General features: G+C 64.0%; 17 protein-coding genes and 1 tRNA gene. 7 read left to right on the top strand and 11 right to left on the bottom strand.

The window, feature by feature from the left end; all coding sequences use genetic code 11:
* Positions 1–9 precede the first annotated feature (9 nt).
* Both BTO02_RS01280 and BTO02_RS01275 read left to right on the top strand, forming a co-directional pair.
* Positions 10–1,401 carry an AmpG family muropeptide MFS transporter gene (locus BTO02_RS01280; protein ID WP_075155478.1) on the top strand — a complete coding sequence of 464 codons (1,392 nt, stop codon included), beginning with the start codon at positions 10–12 and terminating at the stop codon, positions 1,399–1,401.
* Positions 1,402–1,505: 104 nt separating this feature from the next.
* Entirely contained in the window at positions 1,506–2,786 is a 1,281-nt protein-coding gene (locus BTO02_RS01275; RefSeq protein WP_075155477.1) for a M48 family metallopeptidase, read from the top strand.
* 49 nt (positions 2,787–2,835) lie between these two features.
* On the opposite strand, the gene BTO02_RS01270 is transcribed toward BTO02_RS01275, so the two are convergent.
* The 5 genes from BTO02_RS01270 to gatC form a co-directional block, all read right to left on the bottom strand.
* Positions 2,836–3,615 carry an exodeoxyribonuclease III gene (locus BTO02_RS01270; RefSeq protein ID WP_075155476.1) on the bottom strand — a complete coding sequence of 260 codons (780 nt, stop codon included), beginning with the start codon at positions 3,613–3,615 and terminating at the stop codon, positions 2,836–2,838.
* Between the two features lie 76 nt (positions 3,616–3,691).
* Positions 3,692–4,531 carry a PPK2 family polyphosphate kinase gene (locus tag BTO02_RS01265; RefSeq protein ID WP_075155475.1) on the bottom strand — a complete coding sequence of 280 codons (840 nt, stop codon included), beginning with the start codon at positions 4,529–4,531 and terminating at the stop codon, positions 3,692–3,694.
* Positions 4,532–4,708: 177 nt separating this feature from the next.
* Entirely contained in the window at positions 4,709–6,184 is a 1,476-nt protein-coding gene (gene gatB / locus BTO02_RS01260) for an Asp-tRNA(Asn)/Glu-tRNA(Gln) amidotransferase subunit GatB (RefSeq protein WP_075158508.1), read from the bottom strand.
* Positions 6,185–6,186: 2 nt separating this feature from the next.
* On the bottom strand, positions 6,187–7,689 hold the full coding sequence (gatA, locus tag BTO02_RS01255) for an Asp-tRNA(Asn)/Glu-tRNA(Gln) amidotransferase subunit GatA (RefSeq protein WP_075155474.1): 1,503 nt from the start codon (positions 7,687–7,689) through the stop codon (positions 6,187–6,189).
* A gap of 22 nt (positions 7,690–7,711) precedes the next feature.
* Entirely contained in the window at positions 7,712–8,011 is a 300-nt protein-coding gene (gatC, locus tag BTO02_RS01250; RefSeq protein WP_075155473.1) for an Asp-tRNA(Asn)/Glu-tRNA(Gln) amidotransferase subunit GatC, read from the bottom strand.
* A gap of 470 nt (positions 8,012–8,481) precedes the next feature.
* On the opposite strand from gatC, the gene BTO02_RS01245 reads away from it, so the two are divergent.
* The 5 genes from BTO02_RS01245 to rodA all read left to right on the top strand — a co-directional run bounded on the left by BTO02_RS01245 (position 8,482) and on the right by rodA (position 14,852).
* Complete coding sequence (locus BTO02_RS01245; RefSeq protein ID WP_017772379.1) at positions 8,482–9,525, top strand: rod shape-determining protein; 1,044 nt, start codon at positions 8,482–8,484, stop codon at positions 9,523–9,525.
* A gap of 142 nt (positions 9,526–9,667) precedes the next feature.
* Complete coding sequence (mreC, locus tag BTO02_RS01240; protein ID WP_075155472.1) at positions 9,668–10,789, top strand: rod shape-determining protein MreC; 1,122 nt, start codon at positions 9,668–9,670, stop codon at positions 10,787–10,789.
* The gene (gene mreD / locus BTO02_RS01235) at positions 10,786–11,298 is read left to right on the top strand and encodes a rod shape-determining protein MreD (RefSeq protein ID WP_075155471.1); all 513 of its coding nucleotides are present in this window, start codon (positions 10,786–10,788) and stop codon (positions 11,296–11,298) included. Before mreC ends, mreD begins: the two co-directional genes overlap by 4 nt.
* A gap of 42 nt (positions 11,299–11,340) precedes the next feature.
* Positions 11,341–13,692, top strand: a complete 2,352-nt coding sequence (mrdA, locus tag BTO02_RS01230; protein WP_075155470.1) for a penicillin-binding protein 2 — start codon at positions 11,341–11,343, stop codon at positions 13,690–13,692.
* A gap of 11 nt (positions 13,693–13,703) precedes the next feature.
* A complete protein-coding gene (rodA, locus tag BTO02_RS01225) occupies positions 13,704–14,852 on the top strand; it encodes a rod shape-determining protein RodA (protein ID WP_075155469.1) in 1,149 nt (382 codons plus the stop codon).
* 13 nt (positions 14,853–14,865) lie between these two features.
* Here rodA and BTO02_RS01220 read toward each other — a convergent pair whose 3' ends face one another.
* The 6 genes from BTO02_RS01220 to BTO02_RS01195 form a co-directional block, all read right to left on the bottom strand.
* Complete coding sequence (locus BTO02_RS01220; RefSeq protein ID WP_075155468.1) at positions 14,866–15,621, bottom strand: tetratricopeptide repeat protein; 756 nt, start codon at positions 15,619–15,621, stop codon at positions 14,866–14,868.
* On the bottom strand, positions 15,618–16,400 hold the full coding sequence (locus BTO02_RS01215; RefSeq protein ID WP_075158507.1) for an HpcH/HpaI aldolase family protein: 783 nt from the start codon (positions 16,398–16,400) through the stop codon (positions 15,618–15,620). The genes BTO02_RS01220 and BTO02_RS01215 overlap by 4 nt, the downstream gene beginning before the upstream one ends.
* A gap of 287 nt (positions 16,401–16,687) precedes the next feature.
* Positions 16,688–17,131, bottom strand: coding sequence for a 6-carboxytetrahydropterin synthase QueD (gene queD / locus BTO02_RS01210; RefSeq protein ID WP_156883864.1), 444 nt, complete (start codon positions 17,129–17,131; stop codon positions 16,688–16,690).
* An 8-nt stretch (positions 17,132–17,139) separates the two neighbouring features.
* The gene (gene queE, locus BTO02_RS01205) at positions 17,140–17,772 is read right to left on the bottom strand and encodes a 7-carboxy-7-deazaguanine synthase (RefSeq protein ID WP_075155466.1); all 633 of its coding nucleotides are present in this window, start codon (positions 17,770–17,772) and stop codon (positions 17,140–17,142) included.
* A 49-nt stretch (positions 17,773–17,821) separates the two neighbouring features.
* Positions 17,822–18,553, bottom strand: coding sequence for a 7-cyano-7-deazaguanine synthase QueC (gene queC / locus BTO02_RS01200; protein WP_075155465.1), 732 nt, complete (start codon positions 18,551–18,553; stop codon positions 17,822–17,824).
* Positions 18,554–18,907: 354 nt separating this feature from the next.
* Positions 18,908–18,983 (bottom strand) — tRNA-Phe (locus BTO02_RS01195).
* Positions 18,984–19,018: the final 35 nt, after the last annotated feature.

Genomic DNA, 19,018 nt, shown 5'->3' with positions numbered 1-19,018 from the left:
CATCCGCTCATGTCGAACCCGCCACACGAGGCGCCCGCACTAAACGCTCACGAAGAACATCCCGGCTGGCGCGCGTTCCTGAACACGCGCATGCTGATCTGCGTCTTTCTCGGCTTTACGTCGGGTCTGCCGCTTTTCACGCTCGTCTACCTGGTGCAGGCCTGGCTGCGTTCCGAAGGCGTCAATCTGAAGGAAATCGGCCTCTTTGCGCTGATCCAGTTTCCCTATACGTGGAAATTCGTCTGGGCGCCGCTGATGGACCGCTTCATCCCGCGTCTGCCTGGCTGGCGACCGGGGCGGCGGCGCGGCTGGATGCTCGTCACGCAGATTCTCGTGGCCGGCGCGATTGCCTCGCTCGGCATCGTGTCGCCGCGCGATTCGATCTGGACCGTCGCCGCGCTGACCGCGCTCGTTGCGTTCTTCGGCGCGAGCCAGGACATCGTGATCGACGCGTATCGGCGCGAACTGCTGCACGACACCGAACAGGGGCTCGGCAACGCCGTGCATGTGAATGCCTACAAGATCGCGGCGCTCGTGCCCGGGTCGCTCGCGCTGATTCTGTCGGACCATTTGCCGTGGGCGACCGTGTTTGCATTCACCGCGGCATTCATGCTGCCGGGCATGATCATGACGCTCGTCGTGCGCGAACCCGAAGTGCACGGCGCGCCGCCGAAGAACCTGCGCGAGGCGATCGTCGAGCCGTTCCGCGAATTCGTTCTGCGCGACGGCTGGATCGGCGCGCTGTTCGTGCTCGGCTTTATCTTTCTCTATAAGCTCGGCGACGTGATGGCGACCACGCTGTCCACTTCGTTCTTCCTCGACATCGGTTTCTCGCGCACCGAGATCGGCGTGATCGCAAAGACGACCGCCTTCGGCGCAAGCCTCGCGGGCGGCATTATCGGCGGCATCTGGCTCATGAAGATCGGCATCGGCCGCGGGCTGTGGATTTTCGGATTCCTGCAGATGGTGTCGACGCTCGGCTTTGCGTGGCTTGCGCAGTTCGGCCACGGCGGGCCCGATGCGCCGACTTATCATCTCGCGGCGTCGATCAGCCATACCGTGACGCAGTTGATGTCGTGGCTTGGCGCCAACTGGAGCGTGCAACTCGATCCGAAGCTCTTTGCGCTCGCCATCGTCTACGGGTTCGAAACTTTCGCGACAGGGCTGACGCTCGCGGCATTCACCGCGTATATCGCGAGCACCACGGACCCACGCTATACGGCCACGCAGTTCGCGCTTTTCACGAGCCTCGCCTCGGTGCCGCGCACGCTCGCGTCGGCCGCAAGCGGCTACGTCGTCGCGCAGTTCGGCTGGTTCCATTACTTCATCGCATGCACGCTTCTCGCCGTGCCCGGTATGTTACTTTTGTTCCGGATTGCGCCGTGGAGGAGACCGTCGTGACGGAAAAGGTTCGCCGATGCGCGAGGGGCCGACCGGATCGGCCGGATGGGCTGCAAGGATGGTTGAAGCCCTGGACTGACGCGCGCCGGAGCCGTTTTCGTCTGATGCATCCGGCGCGTGTGCTGTTCGCGCTCGTGTGCGCTGGCGCCTTTGCGGCGGCGACGGGTGCGATCGCGGCGGAAGCGGGCAGTGCGGGTTCCGGCGCGGGTGCGAGTTCGGGCGCGGGCGCGGCACCTGCCAATGCTGCTCCGAATGCGGCGTCGCCAGGCAATCCGGCAGCCGGCGCCGCGGGCGGATCGACGTCGAATGCGACTTCAGCGTCGCCCGCCGCGAAGCCCGCGAATGCGCCGAACAATCCCTCCGCAAATGCGGCAGGCAACGCGACGGGTAACGCTTCGAACGCCGCGCCCGCGAATGCACCGAACGGCAGCGCCACCGGCGCGGCAGGCAGCACCAACGCCCCGGCCGCACCGAAATCCGAAGCCGCTGCAACGCCCTCAGGCGCAACGGCGCCCGCGAGCGCCGCTTCAGCTGCAGCCGCTTCCGGCACGCTCGCCATGTCGACGCCCTTCCAGCCGAGCCAGCAAGTGCGCTACGGCAATTTCGCGGCATTTCGCAATCTGATTCCATCGTCGATGCTCGAAGGCCAGGCCGCCGACGAATTCAATGAGATCGTGCGCGGCGCCAATCACGCGCATCGCCTGTATCCGCCGACCGACCCGCGCGTGGAACGCGTGCGCACGATCACCGACAAGCTCATCCCCTATTCGCTCAAGTGGAGCGACCGCACCAAACACTGGAAGTGGGACATCGCGGTGATCCGCTCGCCCGATATCCGCATGTACTGTCTGCCGGGTGGGAAGCTCGTCGTGTATGGCGGGATGCTCGATCGCGTCAAACTCAACGACAACGAGCTCGCCATGCTGATCGGCCACGAAATCGCGCACGCGCTACGCGAGCATGCGCGCGAACGGCTTGGCGAGCAGCAGGCCGCGCAACTCGGCTCGGGGCCGATTCCGCAGCTGTTCGGACTCGCGGACCTCGGCGAGTCGCCGCTTGGCATCGGCTCGCAACTGCTCGAGATGAAATACGGACGCGCCGACGAAACCGAAGCGGATGTGATCGGCAGCGAGATCGCGTCGCGTAGCGGGTACGATCCGCGTGCAGCCGTCACGCTGTGGGACAAGCTCGCCGTCGCGACGCGCAACAACCACGACCAGGGCTTTATCTATGTACACCCGTACACGACCGCACGCCGCCAGGACATCGTGAAGCGGCTGTCCGACATGCTGCCGCTGTACGCGAAGGCGATCGGCAAGACCGTCGATACGTTGCCGGAGTACCAAGGCGTCGGCCGTTCGCGGCGGACCGCGGCGCGGGATTAACAGGCGCGCCGAGCCCGGTGCGGTACCACGCGCGCGCACGCGCCCATCGTCAGCTCGCGAGCGTGTGATCGTAGTCGATCGTCAGCGGCGCATGATCGCTGAACTTGATGTCGCGGAAAATATCGACGCGCTTCGCCTTCGACGCAATGCCCGGCGTCGCGATCTGATAATCGATGCGCCACCCGACGTTCTTCGCATACGCCTGTCCGCGATTGCTCCACCATGTGTACTGCTCGGGCCGCTGGTCGAGCGTGCGAAACACGTCGACGTAGCCGACTTCGTCGAAGAGCTTCGAGAGCCACGCGCGCTCTTCGGGCAGGCAGCCCGAGTTCTTCTGGTTGCTCTTCCAGTTCTTGATGTCGATCTCTTTGTGCACGATGTTCACGTCGCCGCACAAAATCACTTCGCGCTTTTTGCGCAGCGCCGCGAGATGCGGCATGAAGAGATCCATGAAGCGGTACTTCGCCTGCTGCCGGTCTTCGCCGCTCGACCCCGACGGCACATAGACCGACACCACGGATAGCTCGCCGAACCGCAGTTCGACGTAACGCCCCTCGGCATCGAACTCTTCGCTGCCGAAGCCGATGACCACTTCGTCGGGTTCGTGCCGCGTATAGACGCCCGCGCCGCTGTAACCTTTCTTCACCGCATGCTGGAAATAACCGGTGAAATCGTGCGGCGCGAGAAACTCGGGCGTCATATCGTCCTGCGAGCATTTGATTTCCTGCACGCACAGCACGTCGGCATTCTGCTCGCCAAACCAGTTGAAAAAGCCTTTGCTCGACGCAGAGCGGATGCCGTTCAGATTGGCCGTGATCACGCGCAACATGTCATTCCTTTATTGTCGATTCGATCGGTTGTTTTTCGTGCAGCAGCGACGCGAACGCCGTCGCGAAATTCGACGCTCATTCGACTATCACGCCCTTCAACGATTCTTTCGCCGGCGGATAGTCGAGCTTCAGCGACTCCATCATGCGCACCAGTAGCGCGGCGACCATCACGTTGCGATGGGACTTCGAATTCGCGGGAATGATGTACCACGGCGCGTAGTCGGTCGACGTCGCAGCGAGCGCGTCGCTATAGGCATCCTGATATTTGTCCCAGAGTTTGCGCGCATCGAGATCGGACAGTTCGAACTTCCAGTGCTTCGTCGGATCGTCGATGCGCGCCTGCAACCGCTCGCGCTGCTCGTCCTTCGAAATGTGCAGCATGCATTTGACGATCGTCGTGCCGCTGTCCGCAAGCATCGCTTCGAAGTCGCGGATATGGCGGTAACGGCGTTCGCGCTGCGCCTTGCCCAATTGCCCGAGCACGGTCGGCACGAGCACGTCTTCATAGTGACTGCGGTTGAAGATCGTCAGCTCGCCCGCCATCGGCGCCTGCGCGTGCACGCGCCAGAGAAAATCGTGCGCCGCTTCAGTGGGCGTCGGCGCCTTGAACGGCACGATGCGAAGCCCGAGCGGATCGACTTCATGGAACACTGCGCGAATCGTGCCGTCCTTGCCGCTCGTGTCCATGCCTTGCAGCACGAGCAGCACGCGGTGGCGGCGTTGCGCATGCAAACGCTCCTGCTGCGCGTCGAGCTTCGTGCCGAGCTCGAGCAGAGTCTCGCGATCGGACTCTTTCGTGCCGCTCGAGAATGGCTTCGTGCCCGGATCGAAATCGGATAGCTTGAACGCGCCGCTCTTCTTGCCTTCTTCGAAGAACGGTACGCGGAAATCGTCGAGTTCCGGTTTCTTTGCCATTGGGTCCGTCTCCTTCCTGATTTGACGATGCACGCTCAAATGCAAAGGGCTGCTGTCCGGGCCTTTCGATCCGGCAACAGCCCATCATGAACGAAGCGCGCCCTTTGTGCAGTACATGCAGCACATGCAGCACACGCAGCACATCGGCATTGGCGAAATCGCGCTGCTTCGGGCGCGTCAGGACAGCTTCTTCTTCAGCAGTTCGTTGACCTGCTGCGGATTTGCCTTGCCTTTGGTCGCCTTCATCGCCTGGCCGATCAGCGCGTTGAACGCCTTCTCCTTGCCCGCGCGATACTCGTCGACCGACTTCTGGTTTGCCGCGAGCACTTCGTCGATGATCGCTTCGAGTGCGCCGGTATCCGAGATCTGCTTGAGCCCCTTCGCTTCGATGATGCGATCGGCCGCGGCGTCGTCGGTCGCTTTCTCTTCCCAGATCGCAACGAAGATTTCCTTCGCGATCTTGTTCGAGATCGTGCCGTCGGCGATGCGCAGCAGGATCAGCGCGAGCTGAGCCGCGCTGACCGGGCTCGCATCGATGGTAAGGTCTTCGCGATTCAGTTGCGACGATACTTCGCCCATCAGCCAGTTCGCCGCGACCTTCGCCTGCGCGGCGCCCGTTTTCGCGACCACCGCTTCGTAATACGCGGCCATCGCCTTGCTCGATGCGACCACGCCCGCGTCATAGCGCGTGAGTCCGTACTGCTCGACGAACCGCTGCTGCATCGCTTCGGGCAGCTCGGGCATCTCGCCCTTCACGCGCTCGATCCACGCGGATTCGATGACGAGCGGCATCAGGTCCGGATCGGGGAAATAGCGATAGTCGTGCGCGTCTTCTTTCGAGCGCATCGAACGCGTTTCGCGCTTGTCCGGATCGTACAGACGCGTTTCCTGCACTACCGCGCCGCCGTCTTCGATCAGTTCGATCTGGCGACGCACTTCGTACTGGATCGCCTCTTCGAGGAAGCGGAACGAGTTCAGGTTCTTGATCTCGGCGCGCGTGCCGAATTCCTGCTGCCCGACCGGCCGCACCGATACGTTTGCGTCGCAGCGGAACGAGCCCTCCTGCATGTTGCCGTCGCAGATGCCGAGCCACACGACGAGACCATGCAGCGCCTTCGCATACGCGACCGCTTCGGCGGCGCTGCGCATTTCCGGCTCCGTGACGATTTCGAGCAGCGGCGTGCCGGCGCGATTGAGGTCGATGCCGGTCATGCCCGCGAAGTCTTCGTGCAGCGACTTGCCTGCGTCTTCTTCGAGGTGCGCGCGCGTCAGGTTGATCGTCTTTTCGTACGCGTCCTTGCCGGCCTTTTCATTGGCGGGCACCTGAATCGTGAGCTTGCCGCCCTGCACGACCGGAATCTCGTACTGGCTGATCTGGTAGCCCTTCGGCAAATCCGGATAGAAGTAGTTCTTGCGCGCGAAGATGCTGCGCGGCGCGATCGTCGCGCCGATCGCGAGGCCGAAGCGGATCGCGCGCTCGACTGCGCCGCGGTTCGCCACCGGCAGCACGCCGGGCAACGCGAGGTCGACGGGGCACGCTTGCGTGTTCGGTTCCGCGCCGAATTGCGTCGCGGCGCCCGAGAATATCTTCGAGACCGTCGACAGTTGCGCGTGTGTCTCGAGACCGATTACGACTTCCCATTCTTTGCTCATGATCATGCTTCCGAGACTCCCGCCGGCGACTTGCGATGCCAGTCGGTCACGCGCTGGAACGCGTCCGCAACCTGCAGCATGCGTGCTTCGTTGAAATAGTTGCCGACGATCTGCAAGCCGACCGGCCGCTTCGCATTCGCGCCCGCGCCGAAGCCGCACGGCACGCTCATGCCGGGCAGACCCGCGAGGCTCACCGACAGCGTGTAGATATCGGCGAGATACATCTGCACCGGATCGTCGCCCTTCGCGCCGATATCCCACGCGACCGTCGGCGAAACTGGCCCCATGATCACGTCGCACTGCCTGAACGCTTCCTGGAAGTCTTGCGCGATGATGCGGCGGATTTTCTGCGCCTGCAGGTAGTATGCGTCGTAATAGCCGTGCGACAGCACATACGTGCCGACCAGAATGCGGCGCTTCACTTCGGGCCCGAAGCCTTCGGCGCGCGATTTCTTGTACATGTCGAGCAGATCGCGGTAGTCCGCCGCGCGATGCCCGTAGCGCACGCCGTCGAAACGCGACAGGTTCGACGAGGCTTCGGCCGGCGCGATCACGTAATAGACCGGAATCGACAGCTCGGTTTTCGGCAGCGAGACGCTGACGAGCGTCGCGCCGAGCGACTCGTAGGTCTTGAGCGCGGCGTCGATCGACGCGCGCACATCGTCGGCAAGACCGTCGCCGAAATATTCCTTCGGCAAGCCGATGCGCAGGCCGGCGAGCGGCTTGTCGCGACCGCTCGCGGCACGTTGCCAGGCCTGTCCGACATAACGCGTGAAGTCTTCGTCGTCGTGCGTGAGACTCGTCGAATCGCGTTCGTCGAAACCGGCCATTGCGTTGAGCAGCAGCGCGCAATCGGCCGCGCTCTGCGCAAACGGACCGCCCTGGTCGAGCGAAGACGCGAACGCGATCATCCCGTAACGCGACACGCGGCCGTACGTCGGCTTGATGCCGGTGATGCCCGAAAACGACGCGGGCTGACGGATCGAGCCGCCGGTGTCCGTGCCCGTTGCAGCGGGCGCGAGGCGCGCGGCCACCGCCGCGGCCGAACCGCCCGACGAGCCGCCCGGCACCGCCGCCGTGTCCCACGGGTTGTGCACGGGACCGAAATGGGAGTTCTCATTGGACGAACCCATCGCGAACTCGTCCATATTCGTTTTGCCGACACACACCATGCCCGCGCGCGCCAGACGCTCGACGACCGTTGCGTCGAACGGGCTCGTGTAATTCTCGAGCATCTTCGAGCCGGCGGTCGCGCGCCAGCCGCGCGTGACGAATACGTCCTTGTGCGCGATCGGCAGGCCCGTCAGCGGGCCCGCGTCGCCGCCCGCGAGGCGCGCGTCGGCGGCCTTCGCTTCTTCGAGCGTGCGCGCTTCGTCGACGTGGACGAACGCGTTGAGGCTCTTGCTTGACGCGATACGCTTCAGGTACAGGTCCGCGAGTTCGACCGCGGAGCATTGCTTCGCGGCGAGTGCGGCACGCAGTTCTGTCAGGCTCTTCTCATGCATTGCGGTGTTCCTGTACGGACAATTACTCGATAACTTTCGGCACCAGATACAGGCCGTCCTGCACCGCGGGCGCGGGGCGCTGGAAGTCTTCGCGGCGTACCGTTTCGGTCACCGCGTCGGGGCGCAAACGCAATGCGACGTCTTCGATCTGCTCGATCGGGTGCGCAAGCGGCGCGACGCCGGTGGTGTCCACCGCCTGCATCTGCTCGACGAGACCGAAGAATTCGTTGAGTTGCGCAAGCGTATGTTCGGCATCGGCATCGGCCAGTTCGAGCCGCGCAAGATGGGCGATGCGTTTCACATCGGTCAGGGTCAAAGCCATTGTTTCACCGGAATGGGACCCGGACTGCCGCAACGAGGAAAAACGATGCTGCGACAGCGGGTTAAATCATTGGCGCGGCCCGTCGAAATAGGGCCGCGCGGCGGCAAAAAGTGCCGCTCGTTTCCTTCAAATCCAGCAAAATTATAAGGTATCATTACGCGTTCGACCCAAACCCGGACCGACTTACCAAGGCCTTTCTGGGCACGCGCTGAAGCAAAGCGCAGAAGTGAAGCTGAAACAGCCTTGTGATCAGGTCTCCGGCAGTTGCCGGTTCGTTGCACAGTAGATTCTCCAGCAGCTTCAGTTTTCCGCGTGATTTCCAGTGGTTTCCGTACGTCCGATGTCCTGCGTCTGTCGGCGTTCATGCGAAGCCCGGTTGAGTCGCCCCGAAGGTGAAGCTGTTTAATTTTTCCGCTGCCGCCCTCCCGCGTACGGTGCGAGGCCCGGCCCCAAGCGAGACAGGATTTTGAATGTTTGGTTTTTTGCGCAGCTATTTCTCCAACGATCTGGCCATTGACCTCGGCACCGCCAATACGCTCATCTACATGCGTGGCAAAGGCATCGTTCTCGACGAACCCTCCGTTGTTTCGATCCGCCAGGAAGGCGGACCGAACGGCAAGAAAACCATCCAGGCCGTCGGCCGCGAAGCGAAGCAGATGCTCGGCAAGGTGCCGGGCAACATCGAAGCGATCCGCCCGATGAAGGACGGCGTGATCGCCGACTTCACCGTCACCGAGCAGATGATCAAGCAGTTCATCAAGACTGCACACGAATCGCGGATGTTCTCGCCGTCGCCGCGCATCATCATCTGTGTGCCGTGCGGTTCGACCCAGGTCGAGCGCCGCGCGATCAAGGAAGCCGCACACGGCGCGGGCGCCTCGCAGGTGTACCTGATCGAAGAACCGATGGCCGCCGCGATCGGCGCGGGCCTGCCGGTGTCGGAAGCCACGGGTTCGATGGTCGTCGATATCGGCGGCGGCACGACCGAAGTCGGCGTGATCTCGCTGGGCGGCATCGTCTACAAGGGCTCGGTGCGCGTCGGCGGCGACAAGTTCGATGAAGCGATCGTCAACTACATCCGCCGCAACTACGGCATGTTGATCGGCGAGCAGACGGCCGAAGCAATCAAGAAAGAAATCGGTTCCGCGTTCCCGGGCTCCGAAGTCAAGGAAATGGAAGTGAAGGGCCGTAACCTGTCGGAGGGCATTCCGCGCAGCTTCACGATCTCGAGCAACGAAATCCTCGAAGCCCTGACCGATCCGCTGAACCAGATCGTGTCGTCGGTGAAAATCGCACTCGAGCAAACGCCGCCGGAACTCGGCGCCGACATCGCGGAACGCGGCATGATGCTCACGGGCGGCGGCGCGCTGCTGCGCGACCTCGACCGTCTGCTCGCGGAAGAAACCGGCCTGCCGGTGCTCGTCGCCGAAGACCCGCTCACGTGCGTCGTGCGTGGGTCGGGCATGGCGCTCGAGCGCATGGACAAGCTCGGCAGCATCTTCTCTTACGAGTAAGCGGGTCTCCATGTCAGTGGCGCGGATCGTACGGCTGGCTTCTCCAGCCGCCGCGCGCTGGGTGTGCGACATTTTTCGCCGCACCACGCGCCCTGTCGCGCGTCAAAGTTTCATCTAACCGCTCACGTCCACGGCGCCGACCATGGAATACAGTCCGCCGCCCCTGTTCAAGCAAGGCCCGTCGGCGCTTGCACGGCTGATCTTTTTCGTCGTGCTCGCGCTTGCCCTGCTGATTTCCGATGCGCGCTTCAGAACGCTCGAAATCGTTCGCGGCGTGCTCGGCGCGGGGCTTTATCCGCTGCAGCGCGCGGCCCTCGTGCCGCGCGACCTCTTCATGGGCGCGGCCGATCTCGCCGTGACGAGCGCCACGTTGCGTGCCGACAACGCGCAATTGCGCGCGCGCAACTTGCGGCTTTCGCAGCAGGCCAACGAATCCGCGCAGCTCGCGGCGGAAAACGCGCATCTGCGTGCGCTGCTGCAACTGTCGCAACGCTCGCCCATTCAGTCGACGCCCGCCGAAATCCAGTACGACACGCGCGATCCGTTCACGCAAAAAGTCGTGATCGGCCGCGGCTCGCAGCAAGACATCCAGGACGGCTCGCCGGTCGTCAACGAAGATGGCGTGGTCGGTCAGGTCACGCGCGTGTTTCCGATGCAGGCGGAAGTCACGCTGCTTACGGATAAAGACCAGGCCGTGCCCGTGCAGATCGTGCGTACCGGTTTGCGCAGCGTGATCTACGGCACGCCGAAGGGCGACACGCTCGATTTGCGCTTCGTGCCGATCAGCGCCGACGTGCTCGCGGGCGACGAACTCGTCACGAGCGGCCTCGATGGCGTCTATCCGCCGGGGCTGCCGGTCGCGAAGGTGGTGCGCGTCGACAAGCAGGCCGATACCGCGTTCGCGCATGTCGTCTGTCTGCCGATCGCGCAGGTGCGCGGTGCGCGGCAACTGCTCGTGCTCCACTATCAGAACGACGTGCCGCCGCGGCCCGCCGACGAGCCCGATGCGGCCACCGCGGCGAAAGACGCGAAGAAGAAGGGCGCGAAGGCGACGGACAAGACGGCAACGCCCGACAAGGACAAGAGCGGCGCCAAAGCCGGCGACGGGAATGCAGCGGGCAGCGCGGCTCCGAAAGCGCCGGCTGCAGCGTCGGCCACGGCGCCGGCCGCGGCAGAACCGACAACCAAGCCGGCGACGAAATCGGCCGCAAAGCCGCAAGCGGCTCGAGAAACGCCGCAAACGGCTCGGGGGACCGGACAGTGAACCGTCCGCAATACATCCTGCAGCCGGTCAACCCGTACTTCATCGCGTTCAGCCTCGCGGCCGCGTTCCTGCTGAACATGATGCCGTGGGGGCGCCTCGTCGGGGTGCCCGACTTCGTCGCGCTCGTGCTGCTGTTCTGGAACGTGCATCAGCCGCGCAAGGTCGGCATGGGCATCGCGTTCATGCTCGGCCTGCTGATGGACGTGCACAATGCAAGCCTGCTCGGCGAGCACGCGCTCGCTTATACGCTGCTGTCGTACGGTGCGATCACGATTCACCGCCGCGTGCTGTGGATGACGCTGCCCGTGCAGATTTTCGCGGTCATGCCGCTGCTCGTCGTCGCACAGGTCGTGCCGTTCGTGATCCGCCTCCTGACCGGCGCGGCATTTCCCGGCTGGGGATATCTGATCGACGGTTTCGTCGAAGCCGCGCTGTGGCCGCTCGCGAGCGTGCTGCTGCTGATGCCGCAGCGCCGTCCGGCCGATCCGGACGACACCCGGCCTATCTGATGTCGAGGCCGCCGGCATGAACCGGAGCCGACGCAAAACCGCATGACCGAATTCAAAGACACCCAGCAGCAACTGAACAGGTTCCGTTTGCGCGTCGCCGCGGCGGGGCTGTTCGTGTTCGTCTGCTTCGGGCTGATCGCGTTCCGCTTCCTGTTCCTGCAGGTCTGGCACTACAGCAAGTATTCGCTGCAAGCGGACGAAAACCGCATCTCGGTCGCGCCGATCGTGCCGAATCGCGGCATCATCACCGATCGCAACGGCGTGGTGCTCGCGAAGAACTACTCGGCGTACACGCTCGAAATCACGCCGTCGAAGCTCAACGACACGCTTGAAAACGTGATCGACAAACTGTCGACGGTGATCACGATCGATGCACGCGACCGCCGCCGCTTCAAGAAGCTGCAGGAAGACTCGAAGAACTTCGAAAGCCTGCCGATCCGCACGCGTTTGACCGACGACGAGGTCGCGCGCTTCACCGCGCAGCGCTTCCGCTTCCCCGGCGTCGAAGTGCGCGCGCGCCTGTTCCGCCAATATCCGCTCGGGCCGACTGCCGCGCACGTGATCGGCTATATCGGCCGCATTTCGCAGCGCGACCAGGAACGCATCGACGACATTTCCGACCAGAACGATAGCGACCCCGATCACTACGATCCGCGCCTCGACGCGAACAACTACAAGGGCACGGACTACATCGGCAAGATCGGCGTCGAACAGAGCTACGAAACCGAGCTGCACGGCCTGACCGGCTTCGAGGAAGTCGAGGTCACGGCGGGCGGGCGGCCCGTGCGCACGCTGTCGCGCACGCAGGCGACACCGGGCAACAACCTCGTGCTGTCGATCGATATCGGCTTGCAGCAGGTCGCCGAGCAGGCGTTCGCGGGCAAGCGCGGCGCGCTCGTCGCGATCGAACCGTCGACCGGCGACGTGCTCGCCTTCGTGTCCGCGCCGAGCTTCGACCCGAATTCGTTTGTCGACGGCATCGACCAGCAGACGTGGGACGAGCTCAACAATTCGCCCGATCACCCGCTGCTGAACCGGCCGCTGCACGGCACGTATCCGCCGGGCTCGACCTACAAGCCTTTCATGGCGCTCGCCGCGCTGACGCTGCACAAGCGCACGCCGCAATGGGGCTTCCAGGATCCGGGCTCGTACACGTTCGGCGGCCACACGTTCCGCAACGACGTGCCGCAGGGTCAGGGCTGGATCGACATGAACCGCGCGATCATGGTGTCGAACGACACCTACTTCTATATGCTCGCGCACGATCTCGGCGTGAACGCGATCGCGAATTTCATGAAGCCGTGGGGCTTCGGCCAGATTACCGGCATCGATATCGCCGGCGAGGCGCGCGGCATCCTGCCGTCGACCGAATGGAAACGCAAGGCGTATCGCAAGCCCGAGCAGCAGAAGTGGTACGAAGGCGAGACGATCAGCCTCGGCATCGGCCAGGGCTACAACTCGTTCACGATCTTGCAGCTCGCGCACGCGACCGCGACGCTCGCCAACAACGGCGTGCTGATGAAGCCGCACCTCGTGAAGGAAATCGAAAATCCGATCTCGCACCAGATGCGGCTGACCGTGCCGCGCGACGAAGGGCGCATCAACGTCTCGCAGGCCGATATCGACGTGGTCAAGCGTGGCATGGAAAACGTCACGTCGAATCCGTCGGGCACCGCGTATCAGGTGTTCCGCAATTCGCCGTATCTCGTCGCGGGCAAGACCGGCACCGCGCAGGTGTTTTCGCTGCAGGGGCAGAAGTACCGCGGTCATGCGCTCGCCGAGAAACTGCGTGACCACGCGCTCTTTATCGCGTTCGCGCCGGCGGAAAACCCGAAGATCGCGGTCGCCGTGATCGTCGAAAACGGCGGTTGGGGCGCACAGGCGGCCGGGCCGATTGCGAAGCGCGTGCTCGACTACTATCTGATCGACAGGCTCAAGCCCGGCGCTCAGGAAGCAGCGGTGAGCGCGGCGGCATCGGCAACCGAAGGGGCATCGGAGCCGGCGATCGGCGACGCGGCTTCGGCACCGGCCCTGGCTCCGTTTGGCGCAAGCGCGACCGATGCCGTGCAGCCGGTGACCATCGCGGCCGGCTATACGCCGTTGCCGCCGCCGGGCGCCGCGAAGCCGGCTTCCGCGCCGGCCGCGGCGTCGGACGCGCAGGCGGCGAGTGAAGCGGTGGGCGCGTCGGTCGCCGCGCCTCGAGCGCCTGCGGGCGCTTCGGGTGCGCGTGATGCCGCCGCGGCCTCTGTCCCGGCGAGGACCTCGCGTCCCGCCGGCCCGCATCCGCGGCGTCCGGCCAGCGACGCCGTACCGGTCGCCGTGGCGCCATCGCGTGAAGACGGCGCGTCGCCCGCGCCGACGCCCGCGCGCGCCAGCGGCGGCATCGACGAATAAAGGAGAGAGGCATGCAATTCGACAAGCGCGCCTGGCTCGATCGCATCAAGAAAATGTTCGCGGGCTTCGACAAGCCGCTCGCACTGATCGTGTTCCTGCTGCTGTGCGTCGGCATCGTCACGCTGTACAGCGCGAGCCTCGACGTGCCCGGACGTGTCGAGGATCAACTGCGCAACATCATGCTGACGTTCGTGCTGATGTGGATTCTCGCGAACGTGCCGCCGAATACGCTGATGCGCTTCGCGGTGCCGGCCTATACGTTCGGCGTCGCGTTGCTGATCGCGGTCGCGCTATTCGGGCTCACGCGCAAGGGTGCGAAGCGCTGGATCAACGTCGGCATCGTGATCCAGCCGTCCGAGATTCTGAAGATCGCGACGCCGCTGATGCTCGCGTGGTACTACCAGCGGCGCGAAGGCGTGATGCGCTGGTACGACTATCTCGTCGGGCTCGTGATTCTCGCGATACCAGTCGGGCTGATCGCGAAGCAGCCCGATCTCGGTACTGCCGTGCTCGTCTTCGCGTCGGGTCTTTTCGTGATCTATTTCGCGGGCCTGAGCTTCAAGCTGATCGTGCCGGTGCTGATCGCCGGCGTGATCGCGGTCGCGTCGATCGCGACGTTTCAGGACAAGATCTGCCAGCCTGACGTGCAGTGGCCGTTGATGCACGACTATCAGAAACACCGCATCTGCACGCTGCTCGACCCGACGTCCGACCCGCTCGGCAAGGGTTTCCACACGATTCAGGCGGTCATCGCGATCGGTTCGGGCGGACCGCTCGGCAAAGGCTGGCTGAAGGGCACGCAGGCGCACCTCGAGTTCATCCCGGAAAAGCACACGGACTTTATCTTCGCGGTGTACGCCGAGGAATTCGGCCTCGCGGGCGGGCTCGTGCTGCTCACGCTTTATATGGCGCTGATCGCGCGCGGGCTCTTTATCGCGGCGAACGGTGCGACGCTGTTCGGTCGCTTGCTGGCCGGCTCGCTGACGATGGCGTTCTTCACGTACGCCTTCGTCAACATCGGCATGGTGAGCGGGATTCTGCCCGTGGTCGGCGTACCGCTGCCGTTCATGAGCTATGGCGGCACCGCGCTGACGACGCTCGGCGTCGCGATCGGACTGATCATGAGCGTATCGCGGCAGAAGCGCTTGATGCAGAGCTAGCCGCGCGGGCCGCTTACTGCGGCTTCGCTTCGTGCGACTCGCGCAACTGCGTGCTCAATTGCTGGTACTTGAGCCGCGCCGCCGGGTCGCCCTGCGCGGCCGCGGCCGCATAGTACGCGCGTGCCACGTTCAGGTTCTGCTTGACGCCGTCGCCGCCGCGTTCATAGAACGAGCCCGTCACATATTGCGCGGTCATGTCGCCGCCTTCGGCCGCCTTCTTGTACCAGACGAACGCCTGCTGGTTGTCGCGCGTCGTGCCGCGGCCATCGAGAAACTGGTTCGCCAGCGCGAGCTCCGCCTGAACATGCCCTTGCTTCGCGGCCTTCATGAACCACTGATGCGCTTGCGCAGGATCGCGGCCCACGAATTCGCCGTCGTCGTACATCTTGCCGTATACGTACTGCGCATGCGACATGTTCGCGTCCGCGGCCTTGCGCAGCCACTTCTTCCCTTCGTCGACGTTGGCCGGACCGCCTTCGCCGTTCAGCAGCATCATCGCGTAGTTGAATTCGGCGAGACGGTTGCCGCGCTGCGCGGCCTTGCGGAATTCGGCCAGCGCCGAGGTCAGATTGCCGGCGTTGTAGTCGGCGACCGCGGTCTGCGTTTCCGCTTCCGCGGCGGGCTTCTGACCGAACGCCTGGGCGTCGGCCGCGCGTGCGCCGCTTGCCGTCAGGCCAGTCGCTGATGCGAGCGCCACCGACACGCTCAGCGCAAACAGGACGCCGGTACGCGACGCTGCGCGCGCCCGGTGCGGCGAAATCTTCTTCATGACCTGACCTCCTGCAACGACTGCCGCGTCACGCGCAACAGCCACATTACGTCCGCGGCGAGCGAGATAAAGCGAAAGCCCGCCTCGCGAGACTGCCGCGCATTGACGACGTCCATCGCGAAGATGCCTGCGGCGATATGGGCACTCTTCGCAACTTGCACGATATGTGCCATTGCTTCCTGAACTTCCGGATGCTTCGAATCGCCAAGGTGTCCGAGGCTTGCCGCGAGATCGGCCGGCCCGACGAACAGGCAATCGATGCCCGGCACCGCTGCGATCTGCTCGACCTGCGCAAGCGCGCGCGCCGATTCGATCTGAACGATCGTCGCGATCTGCGCGTTCGCATTCTGCAGATAATCGCGGCGCATGCCATAAGCGGCCGCGCGCACCGCGCCGGCCACGCCGCGCAAGCCGTCCGGCGATTCGGCCGTCGGATATTGCGTGAGCCGCACCGCGTACGCGGCTTCTTCGGCGGATTCGATATTCGGGAACATCAGCGTGCGCGCGCCCGCATCGAGCACGCGCTTGACGAGCCACGGCTCGGCCGCCGGCACGCGCACGACCGGCTCGCTCGGCAGGTGGGCAGCGGCGATCGCGCGCAACTGGTCGGTGACGTCGACGCTATCGTTCGGAGAATGCTCCATGTCGATCAGCAGCCAGTCGAAGCCGGCATGCGCAAGCGCTTCGGCAGCGCTCGCGCTGCCAAGCGACAGCCACAGTCCGTACAACGGATCGGGGTCCTTGAGGCGCAATTTGAGCGGATTCGTAAACGTGCTCATGAGCGCGCCTCCGTGCGGCACGTTGCGCCGCAAGATAGCCGGGAAACGGCGCCGGGAAGGCGCGAGCGGCGTGCGTCGCGTTGCGTCTGCTGCGCGACGAAGGGTTCTGCGGACAGCGCGATGGTAGGCGTCGTGGCGGCCGGCATGGTCTCGCTCCGGTGGCTACTGCAACGTGATGGCATTTAATGAGGCGCACAGAGTGAGCCGTACGTCCCCGGCACATGGCTAGCACGTGCCGGCACGATCATACCGTGACAATAACGCTTGTATCGGCTACGAAGCGCACGCTATTCGCGTACGAAATCGGCCCAGCAATTCGGCGTTTCGTACAGGCGCACGCGCTGCAGCCGCAGGTTCACGCCGTAGTGCGCATCGTAGACGTTCGCGAGTATGCCGAACGCAACCGCCGCAAGATTTTCGACGGTCGGAATGCGGTCGAGCACGACCGTCTTGTGGTCCGGCATCGAATCGAGAAAGCGGCGCAGTTGCGTGTCGCCTTCGTAGACGATGAACGCGTGGTCCCACTTTTCGACGAGATGCTCCATCGCGAGCGACTTCACGTCGGCGAAATCCATCACCATGCCGCGGTCCGGCGCGCCTTCCGTTTCGACCAGATCGCCCTGCAGCGTGATCTCGAGCACATAGCGGTGCCCATGCAGATTGCGGCACTGGCTGCGATGGTCGGGAATGCGGTGGCCCGCGTCGAATTCGAGTTTTCGGGTAATGGTCAGCACGGCGATCAGGGGATGTTCAGGTACTTATGGGTTTGCATCGACAGACGCCAGCGCGGATGGCGCTTGCACCAGTCGATGGCGAGCTTCGTATTGATATCGCGCGACGGACCGTCCATCGGCTGGACGAGGAAGTGATCGAAGTCGAGCTTCTCGTAGTCGGACAGACGCTGATTATCCTGCGGGATCACCACCTTCAGTTCGTTGCCCTTCGTCACGACGAGCGGCGCATCGGCCTTCGGACTCACGCAGATCCAGTCGATCGTATCGGGCACCGGCAGCGAGCCGTTGGTTTCGATCGCGATCTCGAAGCCGGCCGCATGCAATGCATCGACGAACGGCTGATCGATCTGCAGCATCGGCTCGCCGCCCGTGCAGACGACGAAGCGCTGGCCTTCGCCTTCCGGCCACAGCGACGCGATCATCGCGACGAGTTCGCCGGCGCTGCGATACTTGCCGCCGTTTTCGCCATCGGTGCCGACGAAGTCGGTGTCGCAGAAGCGGCAGACCGCATCGGCGCGGTCTTCTTCGCGGCCCGACCACAGATTGCAGCCGGAGAACCGGCAGAACACGGCCGGGCGCCCGGCGTTCGCGCCCTCGCCCTGCAACGTGTAGAAGATTTCCTTGACCGCGTACGTCATGCTGGTTCTGCCTGATGCGCTCTAATGAATGTTGCCGCCGCCGCCTCGCTCACACTGGCTCGCCGACCTGGTCGCCCGCGAGATACGCCTCGTATCCGCGCTTGCGCAAACGGCATGCGGGGCACTCGCCGCAACCGAAGCCCCAGTCGTGCAGTTCCGCGCGCTCGCCGACGTAACACGTATGCGTCTCGACGCGAATCAGTTCGACGAGCGCGTCGCCGCCGAGCTCATGCGCAAGACGCCACGTATCGGCCTTGTCGAGCCACATCAACGGCGTCTCGACGACGAAGCGGCTGTCCATGCCGAGATTCAGCGCAGCCTGCAGTGCCTTCATCGTATCGTCGCGGCAATCGGGGTAACCGGAGAAATCGGTCTCGCACATGCCGCCCACGAGCACCTGCAAACCGCGCCGATACGCGATCGCCGCGGCGATCGTCATGAACATCAGATTGCGGCCCGGCACGAACGTGTTCGGCAATCCGCTCGCGGCCGTTTCGATTTCGATTTCACGCGTCATCGCGGTATCGCTGATCGCGCCGAGCACCGACAGATCGACCAGATGATCGCGGCCGAGGCGCGTGCCCCATTCCGGGAATGCGTCGGCAATCGCGGTGCGAAACGCGTCGCGGCATTCGAGTTCGACGCGGTGACGCTGTCCGTAATCGAAGCCGAGCGTTTCGACCGTTTCATAGCGGTCGAGCGCCCAGGCAAGGCACGTGGCCGAATCCTGGCCGCCGGAAAACAGCACCAGCGCGCTGCGCTTCGCGTGTCGACGGGTCACCGTGTTACTCCGTGAGGGCTCAAATGATCAACTTCGGCCTGACTCGTACCGGCGGGGACGCCGGCTCAAGCAGTATAGGCAAGTGCCCGCTGCGTGAAGCAGGCCTGCCCGATGGCAACGATCGGCCGACGATCGCTGCACTGAACCCGGCATCAAAACAAAAAAGGACTTGCGACCGGACAGTGCAAGTCCTTGAATATTTGAAATTTTATCATGCAGCACCGTGCACTGCCGACGGTGCCCGAGCGGCCCGGCGACGGGCGTGGCCATGGCGTACGTGAAGTCAGGCGACGCCGCAAGGAGCGGCACATAAAACAAGCCCCAGGAATCTTGCGATGTCCTGGGGCCGAATTCTGGTGGCCTGGGGCGGAATCGAACCACCGACACGCGGATTTTCAATCCGCTGCTCTACCAACTGAGCTACCGGGCCAACGAAGAAGCGAGAGTATAACAAAGCATGCCGTA

It is taken from the genome of Paraburkholderia sp. SOS3 (assembly GCF_001922345.1).
In the GTDB taxonomy this organism is placed as follows: domain Bacteria; phylum Pseudomonadota; class Gammaproteobacteria; order Burkholderiales; family Burkholderiaceae; genus Paraburkholderia.
The sequence above is the reverse complement of the archived record's forward strand: the minus strand, read 5'-3'. Positions and strand labels throughout refer to the sequence as shown.

Bases quoted from the DNA above. Each gene is read 5' to 3' on its own strand.
- BTO02_RS01280 (WP_075155478.1), top strand. From the start codon at position 10: ATGTCGAACCCGCCACACGAGGCGCCCGCACTAAACGCTCACGAAGAA.
- BTO02_RS01275 (WP_075155477.1), top strand. From the start codon at position 1,506: ATGCATCCGGCGCGTGTGCTGTTCGCGCTCGTGTGCGCTGGCGCCTTT.
- BTO02_RS01270 (WP_075155476.1), bottom strand. From the start codon at position 3,615: ATGTTGCGCGTGATCACGGCCAATCTGAACGGCATCCGCTCTGCGTCG.
- BTO02_RS01265 (WP_075155475.1), bottom strand. From the start codon at position 4,531: ATGGCAAAGAAACCGGAACTCGACGATTTCCGCGTACCGTTCTTCGAA.
- gatB (WP_075158508.1), bottom strand. From the start codon at position 6,184: ATGAGCAAAGAATGGGAAGTCGTAATCGGTCTCGAGACACACGCGCAA.
- gatA (WP_075155474.1), bottom strand. From the start codon at position 7,689: ATGCATGAGAAGAGCCTGACAGAACTGCGTGCCGCACTCGCCGCGAAG.
- gatC (WP_075155473.1), bottom strand. From the start codon at position 8,011: ATGGCTTTGACCCTGACCGATGTGAAACGCATCGCCCATCTTGCGCGG.
- BTO02_RS01245 (WP_017772379.1), top strand. From the start codon at position 8,482: ATGTTTGGTTTTTTGCGCAGCTATTTCTCCAACGATCTGGCCATTGAC.
- mreC (WP_075155472.1), top strand. From the start codon at position 9,668: ATGGAATACAGTCCGCCGCCCCTGTTCAAGCAAGGCCCGTCGGCGCTT.
- mrdA (WP_075155470.1), top strand. From the start codon at position 11,341: ATGACCGAATTCAAAGACACCCAGCAGCAACTGAACAGGTTCCGTTTG.
- rodA (WP_075155469.1), top strand. From the start codon at position 13,704: ATGCAATTCGACAAGCGCGCCTGGCTCGATCGCATCAAGAAAATGTTC.
- BTO02_RS01220 (WP_075155468.1), bottom strand. From the start codon at position 15,621: ATGAAGAAGATTTCGCCGCACCGGGCGCGCGCAGCGTCGCGTACCGGC.
- BTO02_RS01215 (WP_075158507.1), bottom strand. From the start codon at position 16,400: ATGAGCACGTTTACGAATCCGCTCAAATTGCGCCTCAAGGACCCCGAT.
- queE (WP_075155466.1), bottom strand. From the start codon at position 17,772: ATGACGTACGCGGTCAAGGAAATCTTCTACACGTTGCAGGGCGAGGGC.